Below are 22543 nucleotides of genomic sequence, written 5' to 3' on the forward strand. Positions count from 1 at the left end.
ATGTAACAAGAATTTACCGTCCCGTCTGAAACGGGCGGTTGCCGTATCAGGCAACTTTCTTTCAACACACAGGCTAGAGGATAAAAATGGCTTTTGAACTTCCAGAACTGCCGTATGCAAAAGACGCACTGGCACCGCACATTTCCGAAGAAACCCTGAACTTCCACCATGGCAAGCACCACAACACCTATGTTGTGAACCTGAACAACCTGCTGGACGGTGACGACAGCAAGTCCCTGGAAGAGCTGATGAAAGAAACTGCTGGCGACGCATCCAAAGCCGGTATTTTCAACAACGCAGCACAGGTCTGGAACCACACGTTCTACTGGCACTCAATGGCCCCCAATGGCGGCGGCAAGCCGACAGGCGCCATCGCAGCCAAGATCGACGAAGATTTCGGTTCCTACGACAAATTCGTTGAAGAATTCAAAGCCGCCGGCGCAACCCAGTTCGGTAGCGGCTGGGCATGGCTGGTTCTGGATGGTGGCAAGCTGAAGGTCGTCAAGACCCCGAACGCTGAATGCCCGCTGACAGACGGTGCAACCCCGCTCCTGACCATGGACGTTTGGGAACACGCTTACTATCTGGACTTCCAGAACCGTCGTCCGGACTATATCTCCACATTCCTGGACAGCCTGGTCAACTGGGACTTTGCCAACGAAAACCTGGCAAAAGCCTGATCCGACGGGTCATGAAATAATAAAGGCGCCGGATTTTCCGGCGCCTTTTTTTGTGTGTGTCAGGGACTGAATATCGCGGCCTTCAGGACCGGCGCAACAGGCCGCAAGATCAGACGGCAATCAGGGCAGCCGCCACCCGGCGCCCTTCCAGCAGCAGCACATTATAGGTGCGTACCGCCGCGCCCGTATCCATGGCGTCAATGACAACGCCCTTGTCCCGCAGCGCCCGCCTGACATCATCCTCGATAAAGGCCATGCTGGCCCCGCAGCCGATCAACAGGATTTCAATACCGGGGTCCTGATCGCCCACCGATGACAGGCTCTCGACCGTTACGGTTTCCGCCGTGGTCACGTCCCAGCTTTCGGTCCGGTTCGGGAAAACCAGAACCGATCCCTCGTGGCGCACACCACTGATACGGAAGCCCATGTCACCATAGGAGTTGACGAGTTGTTGCCCTTCCTCGGGAAGGCCGGAAATATCCTGCATGATCTATCCTGTCAGCAGGGCCGTATCAGCCCTGCTTTTCCGCATCGAGCGTATCGTCGCTCGGTTTGAAGCCGTCTTCTTCCTCGTTCCGGTGGGTCAGCCCGATATGCAACAGGATCGGTGCCGCAACGAAGATGGACGAATAGGTCCCGACCACAACGCCAAAGATCATGGCCGTGGCAAAGCCCCGAATGACCTCGCCGCCAAAGATGAACAGCGCCACCAGTGCCAACAGGGTGGTCAATGAGGTGATGGTTGTCCGGGACAGGGTCTCGTTGATGGACAGGTTCAGAAGGTCGGCGACCTCCATCTTCTTGTAGCGGCGGAAATTCTCGCGAATGCGGTCATAGACCACCACCGTATCGTTGATTGAATACCCCACAATGGTCAGGATCGCCGCCACCGACGCCAAGTTGAATTCAATCCCCGTCACCGCGAACATGCCGATGGTCAGGATCACGTCATGAACAAGGGCCGCAATCGCCCCAACGGAATAATGCCATTCAAAGCGCAGCCAGATATAGATCAGGATGGCAATAACCGCAACGATCACCGCCTCGATCGCGGTCTGGACCAATTCCGCAGAAACGGTCGGACCAACGAATTCCACCCGGCGATAGGATACACCGGTGCCGTAATCGGCCTCAAGGGTTTCCTTGACCAGCTTGACCGCTGCTTCCTGTGCGGTGGCATCGCCTTCCTGCCGCTGGATACGGATCAGGATGTCATCAGGCGCACCAAAGGTCTGCAGGGAAATCTGGCCCAGCCCCAACCCACCGAGAGAGGAACGCATGGCCCCCAGTTCCGGGGCTTCGGGCATACCGACTTCCATCATGATGCCGCCTTCAAAATCGATCCCCTTGTTCAGGCCGACGCCGAAAAACATCCCGGCGGATGCAACCAGCAACAGGCCGGAAAGGATAAAGGCGATGAAACGGCTTTTCAGGAAAGGCAGGTTCGTGTCAGACGGAATAATCTTGATTTTTCTCATTGCTGCATCCCCCCTCAAATTTCAAGGGTCTTGGGACGCGCACGCTGCGCCCACAGGGAAATAATCATTCTGGAAAGCAGAATGGCCGTAAACATGGAGCAGATAATCCCGATCCCGAGGGTCACCGCAAAGCCCTTCACCGGACCGGAGCCCATGACGAACAGGATCACCGCAGCGATACCGGTGGTCACGTTGGCATCCACGATGGTGGTAAAGGCCCGCTGATACCCGGACTCAATGGCATTCAGGGGCGATTTTCCAACCTTCAATTCCTCGCGAATACGCTCGAAAATAAGCACGTTGGCATCCACCGCCATACCAATGGTCAGGATGATCCCGGCAATGCCCGGCAGGGTCAGGGTTGCCCCAAGAACGGACAGGGCCGCCATGATCAGAACGATATTCATGGCCAGCGCCACATTGGCCACCAGACCAAACCCGCCATAGGACAGGATCATGAAGATGGCCACGGCGGCCAGACCGATAAGCCCGGCAATTTCACCGGCGGCAATCGAGTCGGCGCCAAGGTCCGGCCCAACAGACCGTTCCTCAAGAATTTTCAGCGGGGCCGGCAGCGCGCCCGCCCGCAGCAGCAACGCCAGATCCTGCGCGCCCTGCACATCAAAGCCGCCACTGATAACGGCGCTGCCGCCCAGGATCGGTTCATTGATACGCGGTGCGCTGATGACCTTGCCGTCCAGTACGATGGCAAAGGGCTTGCCCACATTCTGCGACGTTACCGTACCGAACTGCTTGCCGCCCAGACCGTTGAAACGGATGGACACAACCGGCTGGCCGTTCTGGTAGGTCGCCTGCGCGTCTTCAAGGTTCTCACCGGACACCATGACGCGATTAAAAATAACGTAATCCGGTTCCCCTTCTGTCAGGGCCGGAAGCCTTTTTGATCCCGGAGGGACGCGGCCGGTCCCGACGCTGGCAGACATGTTCACAAGATGAAAGGTCATCTGTGCGGTCTGGCCCAGCAGGTCCTTGATGCGGTCCGGATTGTCAACGCCCGGCAACTGGACCAGAATGCGGTCCCTGCCCTGACGCTGGATCGTCGGCTCATTGACGCCCGTTTCGTTCACGCGGCGTCCAACAATTTCAATGGATTGTTCCACCGCGGCCCCGATGCGGTCATTGATGGCCTGCTCGCTGGGGGTGATGGTGATAACCCCATCATCCGAGGTGGAGATAATGGCACTGCGCTGGCCGTTTGGCAGCAGAACGGAGAGAGGCGCGAGCCTCTCCCGTGCCAGATCACGATCCCCGACATTGCGAAGTGTGACCGATACGCTGTCGCCCTTTATGGAGGGTGCGGCACTGTAACCGATTTTCGGCTCTTCCCGAAGGAAGCTGTCCCGCACCGTATCCACAATGCCTTCCAGCATTTTTTCCTTAACGTCATCCGTGTCCACCTGCAACAGCAGGTGGGAGCCCCCCTGAAGATCCAGTCCCAGATTGATATGTTGGCTGGGGGCCCATTCGGGCAGTCCGGCCAGTTTCTCCTTGGGAATAAAATTCGGAATCGTATAGACCACCCCAAGAATGCACACGAGCAAAACAAGGGCGATCTTCCACTTCGGGAAGCTGATCATGGATTAATCCGTTACTTTTTCTTGAATTTTCCGAACAGACCGCCGTTTTCCTTTGCGTCTGTTGACGATGCGGACGGTGCGGCTGCGTCAGAGGCGGGTTCAGTCTTGCCCCGTACCTCGCTCAAGGTTGACTTGACAACGTCGATGCGTACTTCAGGTGCCACTTCGATCTGGACGATGTTGTCGTCCCGTACCTTTGTGACCTTACCCATAATGCCGCCTGCGGTGACAACATTGTCGCCCCGGCGAACTGCCTCGATCATGGCGCGATGTTCCTTCACCCGCTTTTGCTGCGGGCGGATAAGCAGAAAATAGAACACGACACCGATAAGGATCAACGGCATAAGTTGCGCGAGTCCCTGGTCCATTACTTTGATCCTCTAATTCAATCTGTTAGCCCCGACATTGTCAAAATACGCCTGACAACATCATACAAATTCCGAACGACTGTTATAGTAGACCTGTATGGCATTGCAAGTCGCAATCAGTTCCGCCAACAACAATCCTGCGCCACTTTTTTTGGTGGGTTTTTCATGTCAGGACCTCTAGATTGGGGCGAACACCGTCAAATTCAATTGGTCATCATGAGTAAAAAGAAAATAATTGAACAGCTGACCCGCATTGCTGACAGTCTGGAGCGGCTGACCCCGTCCGCACCGAAAGCCCCGGACCTGTCTTCGGATACGGCCTATGTCTGGGAAGCCGAAAAGAACGAGCTTCGCCCCGTCCCCCGTGTTGCCCATGTGGACATGTCCATGCTGCATGGCATTGACCGGGTCAAGGATATCCTGCTCGACAACACCCTGCGCTTTGCCAAGGGGTTTCCCGCCAACAACGCCCTTCTGTGGGGCGCGCGCGGCATGGGGAAAAGCTCGCTTGTCAAGGCGGCCCATGCCCTTGTGAACCGTGAACTTGGCGACCGGTTGGTGCTGGTGGAAATCCACCGGGAGGATATCCCCTCCCTGCCGGAGCTACTGCGCACGCTTCAGGCAACGGATCGCCCCTGCGTCCTGTTTTGCGACGACCTGTCCTTTGACGGCGACGATGATACGTATAAATCCCTGAAAACCGTTCTGGATGGCGGCCTTGAAGGACGCCCCGCCAATGTGATCATCTATGCCACGTCAAACCGCCGTCACCTGATGCGGCGCGACATGATCGAGAACGAGCGGGCCACTGCCGTCATGCCATCCGAAGCCATCGAGGAAAAAGTCTCCCTGTCCGATCGGTTCGGCCTGTGGCTTGGCTTTCACAGTTGTTCACAGGATGAATATCTGGATATGATTCGAGCCTATGTGGCCCATTACAGCATCCCCATTTCCGACGAGGAGTTGCAACGGGAAGCCATCGAATGGACCCGCACCCGCGGCTCCCGCTCTGGCCGTGTCGCGTGGCAATATGTACAGGATCTGGCCGGACGGATGGAAACGCCGCTCCGCTAGGACGCGCTTTCTTTATTTCCGAACGGAACCATCCCTGCCCTTCGCATCCGGCGGCCACACACCGCCGGACGCCAATCCGACCCCATTACCGATCCGCCCCCATACCGATCCGCCCCCAATTACTGGGCGTTGCTGACCGTGCCCTGCCAGTAATCATAAAGGGCGGCGATATCCCCGCTGGTCATCAGGGGCATGGCCCGGCCCAGCTGTTCGTCGGTCCAGTCCCACCACGCCATTTCAAGCAGCATGGCAATACTGTCCTCATCAAAGCGCTTGCGGATCTCTTTCGCAGGGTTCCCCCCGACAATGCTATAGGGGTCCACATTTCGGGTGACCACCGCCCGCGACCCGATGATGGCCCCATGCCCGACCTGAACGCCCGGCATGATCACGGCCTCGGCCCCGATCCACACATCATGGCCGATCACCGTATCCCCGGCGGGCTGGTATCCGTCCCGCGCCCCGGAAAAATGCTCGACCTCGGACATATAGTGGAAGGGAAAGGTGCTGATCCATTCGGGACGGTGCCCCTGATTACCGGCCATGATAAAGGCGGTGCCGGTCCCGATGGAACAGAAACTGCCAATCACCAGCCGGTCCACGCCCGGCTCCGGCAACAGATAGCGGGCACAGTCGTCAAAACCGTGGCCATGATAATAACCGGAATAATAGCTGTGGCGCCCGACCTCGATATTGGGGTTGGTCACCTGCTGGTCCAGCGGGATGCCCTTGAAGGGACTTTCAAAGAAATTTGTCATGATGTTCTGTCACTGTCAGTAACGGCGTGGATCGCATGGAAGCCACGCGACGAGACGCCAAAAGAAATCGAAAGGAAGGTAGGAGGCCCCCAAGCGGAGTACCCGGCAGAAAACCGATCTTACAGCCCGATCAGATGGAGCACATGGAGCACATGGATCACATGGATCAAGCGTCCTGGACGATGGTCCTGCCTTGGGGTCGGTTATCGGCGGGCCAGCATGGTGGCCGGATTGATGGCCTTGCCCTGCTTGCGCACCTCGAAATGAACCTGCGGTGTATCCACGTCACCTGTCGCACCGGCATGGGCGATGATATCCCCCTTGCTGACCCGGTCGCCCTTCTGCACCAGAATGCGCGCATTATGGCCATAGGTGGTGACATATCCATCCGCATGGGAAATCAGGATCAGGTTCCCGAAGGACCGCATTTCATTCCCCACATAGGACACGATGCCGTTTTCGGCGGCCCGAACCGGATCACCGGCCTTGGCAAGGATATTGATGCCGTCATTATGGAAGCCGTTGCTCTTCTTCCCGAAACCGGACACCACCTTGCCGGATACCGGCCAGATAAACCGGCTTCCCTCCCGCGAGGGGGGGCGCTTGATGGAATAGCGTTCCCGCGGGACCGGCGGCAGGTCCGCCTTCGGGATGGCCGTTCCGCCCATCACCTCCTCCGGGGAGCGGCGGGGCGTTTGGGGTTCCGGCGCGGTACGGTTGACAAGCCCCGACCCGGAAACCGGACCCAGACTGGCCACCCGAACGGGCTTATCGGTCTTGGGGGTGGGCGCGGCGGATTGCCCCGTCCCGGCCCCAATGGCCTGCCGCTGCGGTGCGGTGGTTGCCGCCGACGTGGCAGGCGCAGAGGCCCCCGAAGGCGCGGCCAGCGATGCCGACGTTACGGCCCGGCTGGTGGCTGCGGAACTCACGCTGCGACTTTCCTGTCGCGGCTGCACATCGGCCACAGGCCAAGCCTTGTCGCCCATGGAGGCAACACGGATTTCCCGGCGCTGCCGATCGGGAATACGCAGGACCGAGCCAACGCCGATCTGGTAGGGCGGGTTCATCCGGTTGAAATGGGCAATTTCCCCCATCTCGACGTTATAGACCCGTGAAATGGCATAGAGGGTTTCCCCCGGCTGGACACGATGCCCCTTGAAGGCCGGGATCTTGACCTGCTGTCCCACATAAATCGTATAGGGCGCCCGGGCCCGGTTCAGGGCCAGAACGGACTGGGTGGGAACACCGTGCCGATCCGCGATCCGGGTATAGGTATCGCCCGGCAGAACGGTCACATGATGATAGGACAGGTTGTCATAATAAAGGGACGGATTATCTGCCACTGCCACGGTCGCCGCCGGGCGTGTGGAAGCATAGGTCCGGGACTTGTCAATGACTGCGGGTGAGCCGGAAAGATACCGGTTATATCCGCATCCCCCCAAAACACTGGCAAGCAACAATCCCAGAACCGCCGTGCGGCCATATGTATAAATCCACCCTCTCATGGTTTGAATTTAACCATAAAAGGCCGCGAATCGCAAGCCATTTGCAACACCACAAGATGTAGTAACGACTCAACTTTCTATGGCAAGCCCTTGAACCAAAGGCACGAATCTGACCGGAATAAGGACTTCTTCGGTCAGGGTCCCCTGCTCGTCACGGGTGAGTTTCACGATCTCCTGATGGGCACTGTCCCGGCCAACGGGTATCACCATGATCCCGCCGCAGGCCAACTGGTCGATCAGGGTCTCAGGGATGGTTTCGGCGGCGGCGGTAACAATGATCCGGTCAAAGGGGGCCTGTTCGGTCCATCCCTTGTATCCGTCCCCCAGCTTTGTGGTAACATTGGTGATCTTCAGCCGCTCGAACAGGCGTACCGCCGTCATATGCAGGGACCGGTACCGTTCGATGGAATAGACCCGGCGGCACAACTTGGAGAGAACCGCGGCTTGATAGCCGGACCCGGTACCGATTTCCAGAACCTTGCGCCGCTTGTCCAGTTCCAGCAACTGGGTCATATAGGCGACGATATAGGGCTGGCTGATGGTCTGGCCGCTGGCGATGGGCAGGGCGATATTCTCATACGCCCTGTCCTTGAATGTATCCGGAACAAACTCCTCCCGTGGAACCCGTTCAATGGCCGACAAGACATCCGTATCTGTTATGCCCTGCCGACGAAGTTCCATGATCAGGCGGATTTTCTGCGCCGCATACTCGTTCACTTCTGTACTACCTTCCGGATCACACTCTAACCCAGTGCCTTTGCCAGATTGTCCAGAGAGGACTCATTGGTCAGGTTCAGCTTCAGTGGTGTTACAGACACCATTTTATTTTCAACGGCATGAAGGTCGCTGCCCTCAAACGGCTTGCCCGAGGACGGACGATAGCCAAGCCAGTAATACTCGCGCCCGCGGGCGTCCACACGGGCATCGATCAGCAGGTTCGACAGGTCTCGCTTGCCCTGACGGGTAACCACAACGCCCTGTACCTCGTCCACCGGAATGGCCGGGAAGTTGATGTTGACCAGCGTATCCTCGCCCCACCCGGTTTCCAGCAGCTTACGGATAATTCCCGGCGCCATTTTCTCGGCGGTTTCCCAGTGGATTTCCGGGGAATCGAACATGCACATGCTAAGCGCGATGGACGGGACACCCAGCAGGGTTCCCTCACTGGCGGCGGCGACCGTACCGGAATACAGCACATCCTCGCCAAGGTTCGCGCCCCGGTTCACACCGGACAGGATCAGGTCCGGCTTGTCATCCGGGAACAGATAGTTCAGCGCCATCATCACACAGTCGGTCGGAGTTCCTTCCACTGAATATTCAGTTTCGGAATATTTGTTGACCCTGAGAGGATCATGGAGGGTCAGGGACCGGGAGGCCCCGCTCTGCTCCTTGGCGGGAGCCACAATCACAACCTCATCTGACAGCGAATAGGCAATTCGCTTCAGCACTTCCATACCAGGGGCATCAAACCCGTCATCATTACTGAGTAATATGCGCAACGTTACACCTTTTTCTTTCTTGTTCTACTTGGTTACTTGGTAATTTTTTCAAGCCCGCCCATATAGGGGCGCAGCACTTCCGGCACCACAATGGAGCCGTCGGCCTGCTGATAGTTTTCCATCACGGCAATCAGGGTCCGCCCCACGGCAAGACCGGAACCGTTCAGGGTATGGACGAAACGGGTTCCCTTTTCCCCGTCCGGCCGATACCGGGCCTTCATCCGGCGCGCCTGAAAATCCCCGCACACGGAACAGCTTGAAATTTCGCGATACCTGTCCTGCCCCGGCAACCAGACCTCGATGTCATAGGTTTTCCGTGCCCCGAAGCCCGTATCCCCTGCACACAGGACCATCACCCGGTAAGGCAGGCCCAGACGCTGCAGGATATCCTCGGCGCAGCCGGTCATCCGCTCATGTTCCTCATTCGAGGTTTCCGGCGTGGTGATGGAGACCATCTCGACCTTGGCGAACTGATGCTGACGCAGCATACCCGCCGTATCCTTCCCGGCAGAGCCTGCCTCGGACCGGAAACAGAGGGTATGAGCCGTAAAGCGGCGCGGCAGTTCCTCTTCGCTCAGGATGCTGTCCCGCACCAGATTGGTCAGCGGCACCTCGGCGGTCGGGATCATGTAGCTGCCCGTATCCACCTTATAAAGGTCTTCCTCAAATTTCGGGAGCTGGCCGGTGCCAAACAGGGCATGGTCCCGCACCATCACCGGCGGAGAGACTTCCAGATACCCTTTTTCCTCGGTATGCACATCCATCATGAAGGCGGCAAGGGCCCGTTCCATGCGGGCGATCTGTCCGCTGGTGACCACAAAACGGCTACCGGACAGCTTGGCCGCTGTCTCGAAATCCATCATGCCAAGAGCTTCGCCCAGTTCATAATGCTCTTTCGGCTCAAAATCGAAGGAAGGCACATCGCCAAAGCGGCGCACTTCCACATTGTCGTCTTCGTCGGCCCCATCCGGCACATCGTCCTTCAGGACGTTGGGGATACCGGCCAGAAGATCATCCATGCGGGCGGCCATGTCCCGCTCCGACGCTTCCATTTCCTGAACAGAGGCCTTCAGGTCCGACACTTCGCGGATCAGGGCGTCCGCATCCTCACCGGCGGCTTTCGCCTTGCCGATGGCCTTGGCGGCCTCGTTGCGGCGGGCCTGCGCGGTCTGAAGTTCGGTCTGAAGTTTCCGCCGGCTCTCGTCCAGTTCCACCACAACAGCGGAAAGAGGCTCTGCCCCGCGCCGCAGAAGGGCGGCATCGAAAGCGTCCGGGTTTTCACGAATCCATCTTAAATCAAGCATGTCTTGGCCATTTCGAAATCTGGTCTTGGTCGGAAAGGGCGCGCTGTGGTCCGATCAAAGCCCACACCCTGCCCCGCCATTTTTTACAAGGAACACATCTGTCCGGATGTGGGAACTCCCCTCCTCATCCGAACGGCTCTGGTTTGTATAATTGCCTGCGCCCTGCCCGTCCAGAGCCCAAACCGATTGTTGGGGACAAAATTATTCATCCCACCGGGAAATGTTGCTGAATTGCCGCCCGGATCACTCTTCGGCGGCGGCCCGTTCCTCGCGCTTTTTCTCGACCATCCGCACACTGACGATGGACAGCGCATACAAAAGGATGATCGGGATCGCCAGCGTGATCTGGGACAGCGGGTCCGGCGGTGTCAGGATCGCCGCAGCAATAAACGCAAACACGATGGAATATTTGAACTTTTCCTTCAGGCCCTGGGACGTGACAATCCCCACCCGACCCAGCAGGGTCAGCAGGACCGGCAACTGGAAACACAGACCGAACGCAAAAATCAGCTTCATGGACAGGCTGAGATACTCACTGACCCGCGTTTCCGCCTGAATGGGCAGGGCCATCGGCTCGGACGGTGCGGGCAGGAATTCCAGCATCTTCGGATATTCGGATGTCAGCGCCGTGAAAGCCTTTGAATAAAGACTGGCGCTGTTCCCGGTCTCGAAGCTCAGCAGGAATTTCCACGCCAGCGGCATGACAATTTCATAGGCCAGCGCCCCGCCCAGAAAGAACAGCACCGGCGTTACCACCAGAAACGGCAGGAAGGCCTTTTTCTCGTGCTTGTACAGGCCCGGCGCCACAAAGGCCCAGATCTGGGTTGCCACAATGGGGAACGAGATAAACAGGGCAACAAAGAAGGCAATCTTGATATTGGTGAAGAAGGCTTCGTGCAGGCCGGTGAAGATCATCCGGCGCCCTTCCACGTCATCGCCAAGGGCGGCGACCAGTGGGCGGACCAGAAAGGCGAACAGCTCTTCCGAGACCAAATAGCACAGGATAAAGGTCACGAGCACAGTCAGAACCGAATAAACAAGGCGGTTCCGAAACTCGATGATATGCTCCATCAACGGAGCCTTGCTATCTTCAATATCGCTGTCTGAATGCATGGACCTAGGACGCCTTCGTCCCCTCTACCGCCGGGGCGGGTTTTGCATCCTCCGCCGGGGGCGGACTGATGGAATTGTCGGAAGTGGTGGATGTGTCTGTCTTCGCGGAAGTATCGGCAGCGCCGGCAGCCGGTTTGGCGTCGGCAGTGCCCGATTTCCGGGGGTCGCGAATTTCCGGCTTCACATCATCGAACATGTTCTCGAAGGTTCCGGTCGGATCAACCGCATCCTCAATCTGTTTCTTGATGTTGAAATCGGTGCCGTTCTGAACGGTCTTTTTCAGGTCATCCAGTTCCGCATCGCGGGCCAGATCATCAATACCCGACTGGAAATCCCGGGCCAGCGCACGCGCTTTCCTGACATATTTCCCGACAGAGGCAATTGCCCGTGGCAAGTCCTTCGGACCAATCACCAGAATGGCCACAATGACTACAAACACCATCTCGGACCAGCCGATATCAAACATGGCCCACCGTCTTGACTGTCCTAAACATCTGCTACGGGATACGGGACAAATCAGCCTTGTGCGGCCTTGTCCTTTTCTTCCGTGGTTTCTTTGGCATTTTCAGACGCGCTGATTTCCTTTGCGCTGTCTTCTTCATTCATGCCTTTTTTGAAGTTCTTGATGCCTTTGGCAAGGTCACCTGCCACACGGGGCAGTTTGCCGGCGCCAAAAATGATAAGCACAATGACAAGGATCAGAACAATTTGCCAAGGACCTATACTCATAATTTAACTCCTGGTCTCGATTTCGAGACGACTAATAACAGTTTCCCAAAATCCGCTGCCACGGTCCAACCTCAGACCCCTGACGCACCGCGAATTTCTCCCTACTCCCTTATATAACGGGATAGGCACGATTATACGACCACTAATTTCAAAAAACGCCATTGTCGCGGCATTGTCCCTGCCCTGTAACCGGACTGTCACAGCCGCCGGGTTCCAAGGCGAAACCCCTGCCCGCCGTGGCTCAATCAAAGGCAAAGACCTGCCGCTGGTCCAGATGAATGCTGCACACCTCTCCATCCTGTGGTTGCAGGATGCTGGCGGCGCGGGCGGTCACGCGGCGACCGGATGGCAACTCCAGATCGATCAGGCAGAACGGCCCAAGATTGCGGCTGCCGACGACGCGCCCTTCCCGGTGGCCTTCCGGATGCCGTTCACCGGCGAAGCGTTGCAGGCGGATGGCTTCCGGCCGGATCAGCACATTCACCGCGCCTGTCCGCCCGTCTTCGGCGGGTTTGTCCAGAACCCCCAGCTCCGTTTCAAGGGTCGTGTCCGTCAACATGCCCTCAACCCGGTTGACCTCGCCAAGGAAGGCCGCAACGAATTCGTTTTTCGGCTGGCTGTAAAGTTCGGCAGGCGTGCCCTGCTGTTCCACACGGCCGTTCCGCATCAGGACAATTTCGTCCGCCATGCGCATGGCCTCTTCCGGGTCATGGGTCACCAGCATGACCGTTGTGCCTGTTTCCTTGAGGAACGCCAGCGTCTCGTCCCGCACCTTGTTGCGAAGGACCACATCCAGCCCGGAAAACGGCTCATCCATCAGCAGCAAACGTGGGTTCGGTGCCAGCGCCCGGGCCAACGCCACCCGTTGCTGCTCTCCGCCGGACAGCATATGCGGATATTTCTCGGCCGATCCGGTCAGGCCCACCTGTTCCAGTATCCGGGCGACAACCTCTGCCTTCTCCGGTCCGCTTTGGCCCAGCAGGCCAAAGGCGATGTTATCGAACACGCTGAGATGCGGGAACAGGGCGTAATCCTGAAAGACCAGTCCGACCTGACGATCCTCGGCCCCGACGAAGATATCCGGGCCGGCCATTTTCTCGTCCTTGATCCAGACCTCGCCCGCGTCGGGTTGTTCCAGCCCGGCGGCGATGCGTAAAGTTGTCGACTTCCCGCAGCCCGACGGCCCCAGCAAACAGACAATCCGGCCCGCCCCCACTTCCAGCCGGTCGATCTCGACGCTGAAATTCTTGTTATTGCGATGCCTGATATGGGACAGAACCAGCTTACTCATTAATCTACCCTTCCGCGCCGCCATCTTGCCCCGGACGGGACCTGGCAATGGCGCGACTCAAGATAATCACGGGGATGATACCGGCGGCAACGATGGCAAGGGACGGCCCGGCGGCTTCGGACAAGCGCTCGTCCGAGGCCAGTTCATAGGCCCGAACCGCCAAGGTCTCAAACCCGAACGGCCGCATGATCAGGGTTGCCGGAAGTTCCTTCATCACATCCACAAACACCAACAGCAGGGCGGTCATCATGCTGCCTGAAATAATCGGGATATGGACCCGAATCACGGCCTTCAGGCCGGTCACCCCCATGGTGCGGGCGGCCCGGTCCATGTTGGGCGTGATCTTGCCGACGCTGGCCTCCACCGTGTTCAGGGCCACGGCCAGAAACCGCACCATATAGGCAAAAATCAGCGCCACAAGGGTCCCGCTTAACAGCAGGCCCGTCGAGATGCCGAAGGTGCTGCGCATGAAGGCATCCACGGAATTGTCCAGAAAGCCGAACGGGATCATGACGCCTACGGCCAGCACCGGCCCCGGAATGGCGTATCCCATGGCGGACACCCGCACCGCCGCGGTCCGCACCGGGTTTTTCCGCCCGGAAACGCCGCCCCGCATGCCATAGACAAGCCCCATGGCAATCACCAGCGTCAGAAGACTGGCCACCATGGCGACGGAAATACTGCTGAAGGCAAGCGCGGGAAATTCAAGATTGAGAACCGCCTCGGGATGGCGCAGGCTTTCATGCAGCAGCCAGCCCGACGGCAACAGGAAACCAAGGAACACCGGCAACAGACAGGCCAGAAACGCCCCGCCCGCCCGCAGGCCCGACAGCGGAAACCGGCGAATGCCCTGATAGCGACCGGTTGTGTGATGATATTTGCGCGCACCGCGGTTCAACCGCTCCACGATCACCAGCAGAAAGACAAACCCCATCAGCATGGCGGCAAGCTGCGCTGCGGCGGCTGGCTCCCCCATGCCCAGCCAGATGCGGAAAATCCCGGTGGTGAAGGTATCCACGGCAAAATACTGAACCGTCCCGAAATCGCTCAGCGTTTCCATCAGCGCAAGGGCAAGACCGGTGACAATGGCGGGCCGCGCCAGCGGCAGGGCGATATGAAAGAAAATGCCCCACGGGCCCCGGCCCAGTGTGCGCCCGACCTCAAGAACACAGATGGACTGCTCCAGAAAAGCGGCCCGACTGACCAGATACACATACGGATACAGCACCAGCCCCAGCATCAGGACCGCGCCGCCCACGCTTCTGACCGGCGGGAACCAGTAATCCTGCCGGGTCCAGTCGAACAGATCCCGCAGGAAGGTCTGTACCGGCCCCGCGAAATCGAACATCCCCGTATAGGTATAGGCGATGATATAGGCGGGCATGGCCAGCGGCAGGAACATGGCCCAACTGAACAGGCGTCGCCCCGGAAACTCGCACATGGTGACAAGCCACGCCGTCCCGACCCCGATGAACACCACCAGCACGGACACACCGGCAAACAGGATCAGGGTATTTAGCAGATAAACAGGCAGAACCGTTGACGCCAGATGGGACCAGATATCCCCGGCTGGCACAAAGACAAAACCGAACACCACAAGAATGGGCACCGCCACCAGAAGGGCGACAAGCATGGACAGCCCTGCCCCGGTCATGGACAGAAAGTTATTTCCGCGTCTGCCGGGCCGTTTCAGGCTTCCTTGTTGTTGGTATTCGGCAATCCCCAACGGGCTAGTCCTTAGTACGAAATAGTCAACTGCCCCTCAATACGCCCCCTGCCCCCACATGTAAATAATAATCAGTCGCATAGACGGCCCGCTGTGACAAAAAAACGCAATGAAAATGAAACAGGGCGGATTTCCAGCGAAACACCCCTTGAAAGGGGGTCTGGCGGCAGGGGATCAGTCTTCCTCTTCCTCCGGGTCGAGGGGGGGCGCATCATCGCCCCGGATCAGGTCATCAAACAGGCCGGACGGCTCGGTTTGCAGCAGGCCCGCCGCTTTCAACTCATCAAACCCCGGCAGGTCGCGAATATCATCCAGCCCGAAATGGATCAGGAATTCCTGTGTCACCCCGTAGGTAACCGGGCGGCCCGGTGTGCGCCGCCGTCCGCGGGGGCGGATCCATCCCGCATCGAACAAGACATCCATCACCCCCCGGCTAAGACCGACACCGCGAATTTCCTCAATCTCGGAACGGGTAATCGGCTGGTGATAGGCAATGACAGACAGGGTCTCAAGGGCGGCGCGGCTCAATTTCCGGGTATTTTCCTTTTCATCCTGAAGCAGCCAGGACAGATCGGGCGCAGTCAGGAAGGTCCATTTCCCGGCCAGCTTCACCAGATTGACGCCCTTGTGTTCATAATGTTTGTGCAGCAGGTCCAGAATGGCGGGAATATCCGCGTCTTCCGGCAGGCGGGCGGCAATGTCCAGTTCGCCCAATGGCTCCTTCGCGGCAAAAAGCAAGGCTTCCGCCATGCGGACATGTTCCGGGTTGGCTGTCATTCGTCCTCACTTTCCTGTCTTTTCTCCCGCCGGGCCCGCACCTCGATCGGGCCGAACAAGTGGGCCTGACGCACTTCAAGCTGGCCTTCCTTGACCATCTGCAGGCTGGCCAGCAAGGTGGAGGCCTCGGCCGAACGCCGGGAAAACGGGTCTTTCAGGTTCTTGGGCAAATAGGCCGTCAGATCGACCCAGTCCGGCACCTTGCCCAGCATCCGCTCCAGCCGCTCAAGGGCTGCCTCCACCGTATAGATGGCGTTGCGCATGAGGCGCAGAGGGTTCTTGATGCCCTTGCGGTCCTTGTGGGCGGCATAAGCCTGCAACAACTCGCGAAGGGAACAGTCATACCGGGAATGGCGCACCACTTTCACCCCTTCCGGGCGGCCCCGCCGCATCCGGTCACGGCCCGTAACCTGTCCGTTGATCAGCTTTTCCGCCGCTGTCCGCATGGCCTCCAGCTTTTTAAGCTGAAAGGCCAGCCGTTCGGCCATTTCCTCACCGGACGGTCCATCCTCCTCCGGCTCTTCCGGCAGCAGAAGGCGGGATTTCAGATAGGCCAGCCACGCCGCCATCACCAGATAGTCGGCCGCCACCTCAAGCCGCAGCTTCTGGACTTCCTCGATGAAGGCGAGATACTGTTCCGCCAGTTCAAGAATGGAGATTTTGAGAAGGTCAACCTTCTGGTCCCGAGCCAGAACAAGCAGGACATCCAGCGGACCTTCATACCCGTCCAGATCGACAACAAGACCCGGCCCTGACGAGGCCGCCGCCTCCTCAGCATCCAGACGATCCGAAACGTTGAACAGCCCGTTATCCTTCAAGGACATCCTTTCTGTTGTGGTCAGAAAAACTCTAGTCAAACCCCGCCAGTGTTGCAATCACGGAAATAACCGTGGCGATCGGCCCGCTCATCAGCCAGCGCATGGGGTCCATGTCACTGCCGAACTGACGGAACAGCATGGGCAGCAGGATAATCACCCCGATCAGGATCAGAAACCCGAACCGTTCCAACCGGGCCAACGGAATGGCCAGAAAGTTAGGCAGAATGCCGACGGCCACCCGCCCCCCATCCAGCGGCGGTATAGGCAAAAGGTTAAAAAAACCCAGTACCACATTGAGAACCAAGCCATTTCTCAGGTTCAAGGCAACCCATTCACGCCAGTCTACGGGAAGATAATCCAGTGCATGAAAAGACAACATGCACAGAAAGGCGAGCAGGAAATTCATCATCGGACCGGCCAGCGCCACCAGCACCATGTCCCGGCGCGGATGATTGAGGCGCATGAAATTGACCGGCACTGGCTTGGCATATCCAAACAGGAACGGCGCCTTTGCCATCAGCAACAGGCCGGGAATAAGCACGGTCCCGATCGGGTCCACATGTTTGAGCGGGTTCAGGGTCACCCGCCCCTGCCGCTTGGCCGTATCATCGCCAAGTCGCCACGCCGCAAAGGCGTGACCGGCTTCATGCAGGGTAATGGCCAGCAAGGCAGGCAATAGCCAGATGGACACCTGATAGAGAACGTTTCCCATATCCATCAGCCCTCTCCCCGACCGGCAAGCAGGCCCTGCAATTCGGCCATCATGTCCTCGGTGCCCCCCATCGCCGGGGCCGCCCCGTCAAGGGCGGTCAGGGACTTGTCCAGTCGGCGCAGGGTCTCATCGGAAACCGCGCCGCAGGCCCCCGCAACCTCTTTCATTTCGTCCATTTTACCGGAACAGTGCAGGATCAGGTCCACCCCCGCCTCCAGCGAGCGCGCCGCCCGCGAGGCCAGACTGCCCTGCAACGCCTCCATATTCAAATCATCGGACAGCAACACCCCGCCAAATCCGATTTCCCCGCGGATCACATCCTCGATCACACGGCGGGACTGGGTTGCCGGATTGTCCGGGTCGATATCCTGATAGACAATATGCGCCGTCATGCCCCACGGGACATGGGACAGTTTCCGGAACGGGACAAAATCACTTGCTGACAGATCCGAATGGCGGGCCGGAACGACCGGCAATTCAAGATGGCTGTCCACCGTTCCCCGGCCATGCCCCGGCATATGCTTGATCACCGGCAGGATACCGGCGGCAAGGAATTCCTCGGCCACAAAGGCGCCAAGGGTGGCCACAACGTCGGGATTGCCGGAAAAGGACCGGTCCCCAATGACACTGGAGGTTTCCCCCAGCGACAAATCAAGACAGGGGGAACAATCCACGGAGAAACCAACGCTGGCAAGCTCCGCTGCGATGATCCGGGTGGCAAGGCGCACCGCCCGCTCGCCCCGGACCGGGTCTTCCGCATAAACGGCCCCAAGGGCGCCGAAGCTTGGCAGGGAATGCCAGTGCGGCGGCCGCAGCCGCTGTACCCGTCCGCCTTCCTGATCCACAAGGACCGGCGCGCCCGGTCGCCCCACCGCCTCGCGAAAGCTGTTGATCAGGGCCCGCACCTGATCCGGCGTATCAATATTGCGGGCGAACAGGACCAGCCCCACAGGATTGACCGCCCGGAAGAAGTCAACTTCCTCCGGGGTCAGGGTCAGGCCCGCGCACGAGAAAATAACGGCGCGGGTGCCGGTAAAATCACTTTTTGGCAACGAGACAATCCTGTTTTTCCGCCTTCAGGGCCGTACACAGATTTTCCGCACCAGCCCGGTTTTCAAAGGCCCCGGCCTGCAGGCGATGGAACATTCCCTTGCCCTTGACCTCGACACTCTGGATGAAATGAGGCACGCCGGTCAGCAGGGCCTTATGCGCCTTTTGAAGCCGTCCCCACGCCTGTTCCGCCGCATCGGTAGAGCGGAACGCGCCAATCTGAACCCGATAATCACCGGCATTGGCCGGTTTCTTCGGGGATGTTCCCGCCTTTACCGGGGCCGGAGCCGCAACTTTTTCAGGCTCTGGTGCCGGCTTTGCTTCCGGTTTCGCTTCCGGTTTTGGCTCCGGCTTGGCTTCGGCGGCCTTGGCCTCAACCTCTTTCACGGTGTTTGCTGCGGTTTCCTGCTCACGCTGGACCTTTTCCACAGGGGTCCGGGCGGCGGCAGTGGCGGCGGCTTCTGCCTCGGTCGTTGCGTCAGATACCGCATCGGATGCAGCCTGCCCTTCCGGCTTCGCCATCAGGGTTTCCGCCTGATTGCCGGCTTGCGCCTCGCGCTCGGTTTCGGTGATATCAACAGGGGCCGGATCATTGGTGGATTCCTCCGGCGCTTCCATCAGTTTCTCGACCTTTTCCTCGGCCTGCTCCGGATTTAGGACGCTGAACACCTGCTTGTCCTGATGGGGAATATCCATGCCGCCCGGATTTTCAGGCTGCTGCTTGACCGGCGAGGTATCCGCCTTGACGATGGGCGGGGCCAGTTGGACCCCCTTTTTCACGCCCTGATCATAGGCATACCAGATGCCGATACCGAACCCGGCAACGATGGTCACGGCAAGCGCCGCCCCGATCAGTTTTCCGCGGCTGAAGCGCGGTTCGTCATATTCCTCATAATATTCTTCTTCTTCCGGAAAATCCTGATGGTTGGTCAAAACTATCACTCCTCTACCATCTCGATGCCAAGGATTTCCAGCCCCTCGCACAATTGCAATTTCAGGGCGCTCAACAGCCCAAGACGGGCCGGGCGCGTCCCGGTTTCAGTCAGATATTCGGACGACACAAGTCGCTCCTCCCTCTCCAGCCGGAAAAATAGCAGGGAAAGGTCATGCAGGAAAGCCGACAGATGGATGATATCCCGGTTTCTGAGCGACTGTTCCAGTGCCAATGGCCACTGACACATGAATTTGGCGATTTTCTGTTCATTGCTCCGCGTCAACACGGAATAATCCACATCAACGGGATCCTCGCCCCCCTCACCCGCGCTTGCCGCTGCCAGCAACGACCGGATACGGCTGATCGCGTAAGGAACGGCAAAAACCGGATTGTCATAGGACTGATCCACCGCCCGGACCGGGCTGAAATGACGGGCAAAGGACGCCCCGTTGGCCAGCAGGGCAAAACGCACCCGTGGCAGGGAGCATTTGGCAACGGCGGTTCGGGTCGCCATGCCCCGATCCCCATCTTCCGGCGCGGGAGAAAGGGCGTAGGCCAGCCCCGCCAGATCGGCCACCTTCATCAGGGCCTCCACCTGCCAGAACTGTCTGGCGGATACCAGATCGTCCGTCGTCGCGGGTCGGACCAGCTCAAACCCGCCCTGATTTTCCAGCAGGCTCATGCCATAGGCCCGCGCCCGTTCCAGAATGACCGGGATTTCCGCCAGCCAGTATCCCGCCTGCAGGTGGATATTCACATATCCGTTGGGGGCCACCTCGGCGGAGCGGACCGACGGCACGGCCTCAACGGCCGCAAGGACCGTGCGGGCCAGACGGTCCCGCACCTCCTCTTCCTGCCCACTGGCCAACAGCAGGATATTGCTGCAAAGATCGCCCCGGCTTTCCTCTTTCGGGGGGCGCAGGGTCAGGTTTCCTGAGGGTGCTGCCGGACGGGGGGCCCCGTGCTCCGCCCCCGGATCAGCAGCGGCCTGCTGTTCCAGCACCGCACAAAGCGCCCGCCACACGGGCCTGACATAACTTTCGGACATAGGGCAGTTTTTCTCTTTTTTCGGGGCGATTGACAAAAGGTCCCATGATTAATACATGATTAGAGGAGACGAGGCCAACCCCGGCTTTTTCCTGAAGAGAGTAACCGCATGTTTTCACAAGATACAATGGAACCCCCTGTCAAGCTGTCCGATACGGCTGCCGCGCAGATCAACACCATTGTCCGGGATATGAATTCCGACAAGAAGATGCTGCGTGTTGCTGTCAATGGCGGCGGCTGTTCAGGGTTCCAGTACAGCTTTGATCTGGACGACACCCGTAACGACGATGACATGGTCGTTGAAAAGGATGGGGCCGTCCTGCTGGTGGACAGTGTGTCCCTGATGTATCTGGCCGGATCGGAAATCGATTATGTCAGCGACCTGATCGGCGCTGCTTTCCGCATCAACAATCCCAATGCCACGGCTTCCTGCTCCTGCGGGTCCTCCTTCTCCGTCTAAAGCTCGGCTCCCCCTAGAGCCTACCTCCGTCCTGTGGTTGGGGGCGAAAACGCCCCTTGCCTTGCCCCCTTTTCCCGGCGTTAATGGTTGACGATTGCCCCAGTCGTGATAGACAAACGGACGTGACCAATGCACGCTTATTCTGTGGGGACCCTCATCCATGAAAATTGCCAGCTGGAACGTCAATTCCGTCAAGGCCCGCCTGCCCATCCTTCTGCATTACCTGAAGGAAGAGGCCCCGGATGTTCTTTGTCTTCAGGAACTGAAAGTGGTGGACGAGGCTTTCCCCCGCCTTGAGGTGGAGGAACTGGGCTATAACGTGGAGACCCACGGCCAGAAAACCTATAACGGTGTCGCCATCCTGTCCAAGCACCCCATGGAAGATGTGATGCGCCGCCTTCCCGGCAATGACGAGGATGAGCAGGCCCGCTATATGGAGGCCACCATCAACGGTGTGCGCGTTGCCTCCATCTACCTGCCCAACGGCAACCCCATCGATACGGAGAAATTCCCCTATAAACTCGGCTGGATGGACCTTTTGATCCAGCGGGCGAAAGACCTGCTGGCCCTTGAGGAGCCGGTGGTTCTGGCCGGGGACTATAATATCATCCCGCAGGACGAGGATTGCTATGATCCCAAGGCATGGGAAAAGGACGCCCTGACCCAGCCGGAAAGCCGCAACCGCTTCCGCCAGTTGCTCAATCTTGGCTATTTCGATGCCTATCGGACCTTTACCCCCAATGTGAATTACACCTACTGGGATTATCAGCGCGGCGCCTGGCAGAAGGACAACGGCATTCGCATCGATCATCTTCTGTTATCCCCGCAGGCCATCGACACGTTGAAGGCCGTCGGGATCGACAAGGAACCGCGCGGTATGGAACGCCCATCCGACCACACCCCCATCTGGGTGGAACTGGACCAGAAGATCGACTGACCTTCCACCCATCGCCAAGGCCGCCTGTGCGGGCGCTCCCCTTCTCTTTCGCTGATTTTGCAACATATTGTTAGAAGATATGCTGCAAATCAGGACAGAAATGCGGGTCCAATGCTCCACGGTGACGGCTTTGAGCATACCACCCCGATCGTAAAAGCGGGGTTTGACTACTGGCTCTCCAAAACCGGGGGCCGGTCCATGCCCCGTTGGGCCGATATCAACCCGGCGGAAATGCTGCCCCTGCTGCCCCATATCCTTGTGGTCCATGTCCAGTATGATCCCCTTGATTTCATCGAGCGGATCACCGGCGAGCGCATTGTGGAGCGCAGCGCCTGCAAGACCATGAATGTGAACTGGCGAAACTGCCCCGAACGAGAGCCCGGCAGCCGCATGTGGACCGCGTTTGAAGAAGTGGTAAACCGGCAGGAACCCAGCTATCAGATCCTTGCCTATTCAGGGCCAAAAAAAGACTACCTGAAAATAGAGGCCATCATCTGCCCCATATCCGACGACGGTAAAACCGTGATCAAGACCATCGCCTTTGTGGATCATGTGGACAAGGCGGATAAGGACCGTTTCCCCAACCCACCGCGCGACCCTGACCCGGATCAGGGGTCCGCCTGACCCCCTAAAAATACATCCATTAGGTGTGTTTTTCTCCAAAACAAAACAATTCAGGGGTTGC

The 22543-nt window shown here is 58.6% G+C and carries 25 protein-coding genes; 5 read left to right on the forward strand and 20 right to left on the reverse strand.

Annotated features, from left to right (window positions below; all coding sequences use genetic code 11):
* Window positions 1-86: 86 nt before the first annotated feature.
* On the forward strand, window positions 87-680 hold the full coding sequence (locus tag FQB27_RS13210) for a superoxide dismutase (protein WP_169561530.1): 594 nt from the start codon (window positions 87-89) through the stop codon (window positions 678-680).
* A gap of 109 nt (window positions 681-789) precedes the next feature.
* Here FQB27_RS13210 and FQB27_RS13215 read toward each other — a convergent pair whose 3' ends face one another.
* The 4 genes from FQB27_RS13215 to yajC are packed head-to-tail and all read right to left on the reverse strand — an operon-like array spanning window position 790 to window position 4124.
* Window positions 790-1167, reverse strand: a complete 378-nt coding sequence (locus FQB27_RS13215; RefSeq protein ID WP_169561531.1) for an Mth938-like domain-containing protein — start codon at window positions 1165-1167, stop codon at window positions 790-792.
* Window positions 1168-1192: 25 nt separating this feature from the next.
* The gene (gene secF, locus FQB27_RS13220; RefSeq protein WP_169561532.1) at window positions 1193-2158 is read right to left on the reverse strand and encodes a protein translocase subunit SecF; all 966 of its coding nucleotides are present in this window, start codon (window positions 2156-2158) and stop codon (window positions 1193-1195) included.
* Window positions 2159-2172: 14 nt separating this feature from the next.
* Window positions 2173-3756: a protein translocase subunit SecD gene (secD, locus tag FQB27_RS13225; protein WP_169561533.1), complete on the reverse strand. Its 1584-nt coding sequence runs from the start codon at window positions 3754-3756 to the stop codon at window positions 2173-2175.
* Window positions 3757-3767: 11 nt separating this feature from the next.
* Window positions 3768-4124, reverse strand: coding sequence for a preprotein translocase subunit YajC (yajC, locus tag FQB27_RS13230; RefSeq protein WP_169561534.1), 357 nt, complete (start codon window positions 4122-4124; stop codon window positions 3768-3770).
* 216 nt (window positions 4125-4340) lie between these two features.
* Here yajC and FQB27_RS13235 point away from each other — a divergent pair, with 216 nt between their 5' ends.
* The gene (locus tag FQB27_RS13235; protein WP_169561535.1) at window positions 4341-5198 is read left to right on the forward strand and encodes an ATP-binding protein; all 858 of its coding nucleotides are present in this window, start codon (window positions 4341-4343) and stop codon (window positions 5196-5198) included.
* A gap of 119 nt (window positions 5199-5317) precedes the next feature.
* On the opposite strand, the gene catB is transcribed toward FQB27_RS13235, so the two are convergent.
* From catB to FQB27_RS13315, 16 genes are all read right to left on the reverse strand, one after another.
* A complete protein-coding gene (gene catB, locus FQB27_RS13240) occupies window positions 5318-5956 on the reverse strand; it encodes a type B chloramphenicol O-acetyltransferase (protein ID WP_169561536.1) in 639 nt (212 codons plus the stop codon).
* Window positions 5957-6159: 203 nt separating this feature from the next.
* Window positions 6160-7461, reverse strand: coding sequence for a peptidoglycan DD-metalloendopeptidase family protein (locus FQB27_RS13245; RefSeq protein ID WP_169561537.1), 1302 nt, complete (start codon window positions 7459-7461; stop codon window positions 6160-6162).
* Between the two features lie 69 nt (window positions 7462-7530).
* Window positions 7531-8178, reverse strand: a complete 648-nt coding sequence (locus FQB27_RS13250) for a protein-L-isoaspartate(D-aspartate) O-methyltransferase (RefSeq protein ID WP_169561538.1) — start codon at window positions 8176-8178, stop codon at window positions 7531-7533.
* A gap of 26 nt (window positions 8179-8204) precedes the next feature.
* Window positions 8205-8960, reverse strand: a complete 756-nt coding sequence (surE, locus tag FQB27_RS13255; protein WP_169561539.1) for a 5'/3'-nucleotidase SurE — start codon at window positions 8958-8960, stop codon at window positions 8205-8207.
* A 32-nt stretch (window positions 8961-8992) separates the two neighbouring features.
* Window positions 8993-10264: a serine--tRNA ligase gene (gene serS / locus FQB27_RS13260; protein WP_169561540.1), complete on the reverse strand. Its 1272-nt coding sequence runs from the start codon at window positions 10262-10264 to the stop codon at window positions 8993-8995.
* A 243-nt stretch (window positions 10265-10507) separates the two neighbouring features.
* Window positions 10508-11377, reverse strand: a complete 870-nt coding sequence (gene tatC, locus FQB27_RS13265; protein WP_169561541.1) for a twin-arginine translocase subunit TatC — start codon at window positions 11375-11377, stop codon at window positions 10508-10510.
* 4 nt (window positions 11378-11381) lie between these two features.
* Window positions 11382-11843, reverse strand: a complete 462-nt coding sequence (gene tatB / locus FQB27_RS13270) for a Sec-independent protein translocase protein TatB (protein WP_169561542.1) — start codon at window positions 11841-11843, stop codon at window positions 11382-11384.
* A gap of 50 nt (window positions 11844-11893) precedes the next feature.
* Window positions 11894-12106, reverse strand: a complete 213-nt coding sequence (gene tatA, locus FQB27_RS13275; protein WP_169561543.1) for a twin-arginine translocase TatA/TatE family subunit — start codon at window positions 12104-12106, stop codon at window positions 11894-11896.
* A gap of 241 nt (window positions 12107-12347) precedes the next feature.
* Window positions 12348-13397 (reverse strand): ABC transporter ATP-binding protein, encoded by a 1050-nt coding sequence (locus tag FQB27_RS13280; protein ID WP_169561544.1) that lies wholly within the window; start codon window positions 13395-13397, stop codon window positions 12348-12350.
* A 4-nt stretch (window positions 13398-13401) separates the two neighbouring features.
* Entirely contained in the window at window positions 13402-15051 is a 1650-nt protein-coding gene (locus FQB27_RS13285) for an ABC transporter permease (RefSeq protein WP_169561545.1), read from the reverse strand.
* A 246-nt stretch (window positions 15052-15297) separates the two neighbouring features.
* A complete protein-coding gene (gene scpB / locus FQB27_RS13290; RefSeq protein WP_169561546.1) occupies window positions 15298-15900 on the reverse strand; it encodes an SMC-Scp complex subunit ScpB in 603 nt (200 codons plus the stop codon).
* Entirely contained in the window at window positions 15897-16724 is an 828-nt protein-coding gene (locus FQB27_RS13295; RefSeq protein WP_169561547.1) for a segregation and condensation protein A, read from the reverse strand. The genes scpB and FQB27_RS13295 overlap by 4 nt, the downstream gene beginning before the upstream one ends.
* A 25-nt stretch (window positions 16725-16749) precedes the next feature.
* Window positions 16750-17436: a site-2 protease family protein gene (locus FQB27_RS13300; protein ID WP_206374663.1), complete on the reverse strand. Its 687-nt coding sequence runs from the start codon at window positions 17434-17436 to the stop codon at window positions 16750-16752.
* Complete coding sequence (gene nagZ, locus FQB27_RS13305; RefSeq protein WP_169561548.1) at window positions 17436-18482, reverse strand: beta-N-acetylhexosaminidase; 1047 nt, start codon at window positions 18480-18482, stop codon at window positions 17436-17438. Before nagZ ends, FQB27_RS13300 begins: the two co-directional genes overlap by 1 nt.
* A complete protein-coding gene (locus FQB27_RS13310; protein WP_169561549.1) occupies window positions 18469-19413 on the reverse strand; it encodes an SPOR domain-containing protein in 945 nt (314 codons plus the stop codon). Before FQB27_RS13310 ends, nagZ begins: the two co-directional genes overlap by 14 nt.
* Before the next feature lie 5 nt (window positions 19414-19418).
* Window positions 19419-20462: a DALR anticodon-binding domain-containing protein gene (locus FQB27_RS13315; RefSeq protein WP_169561550.1), complete on the reverse strand. Its 1044-nt coding sequence runs from the start codon at window positions 20460-20462 to the stop codon at window positions 19419-19421.
* A gap of 126 nt (window positions 20463-20588) precedes the next feature.
* Here FQB27_RS13315 and erpA point away from each other — a divergent pair, with 126 nt between their 5' ends.
* The 3 genes from erpA to FQB27_RS13330 all read left to right on the forward strand — a co-directional run bounded on the left by erpA (window position 20589) and on the right by FQB27_RS13330 (window position 22482).
* The gene (gene erpA, locus FQB27_RS13320; RefSeq protein WP_169561844.1) at window positions 20589-20921 is read left to right on the forward strand and encodes an iron-sulfur cluster insertion protein ErpA; all 333 of its coding nucleotides are present in this window, start codon (window positions 20589-20591) and stop codon (window positions 20919-20921) included.
* A 160-nt stretch (window positions 20922-21081) separates the two neighbouring features.
* Window positions 21082-21858, forward strand: coding sequence for an exodeoxyribonuclease III (xth, locus tag FQB27_RS13325; protein WP_169561551.1), 777 nt, complete (start codon window positions 21082-21084; stop codon window positions 21856-21858).
* Between the two features lie 111 nt (window positions 21859-21969).
* A complete protein-coding gene (locus FQB27_RS13330; protein WP_169561552.1) occupies window positions 21970-22482 on the forward strand; it encodes a PAS domain-containing protein in 513 nt (170 codons plus the stop codon).
* Window positions 22483-22543 lie beyond the last annotated feature (61 nt).

Source organism: Sneathiella chinensis (assembly GCF_012720115.1).
Classification (GTDB): Bacteria; Pseudomonadota; Alphaproteobacteria; order Sneathiellales; family Sneathiellaceae; genus Sneathiella; species Sneathiella chinensis.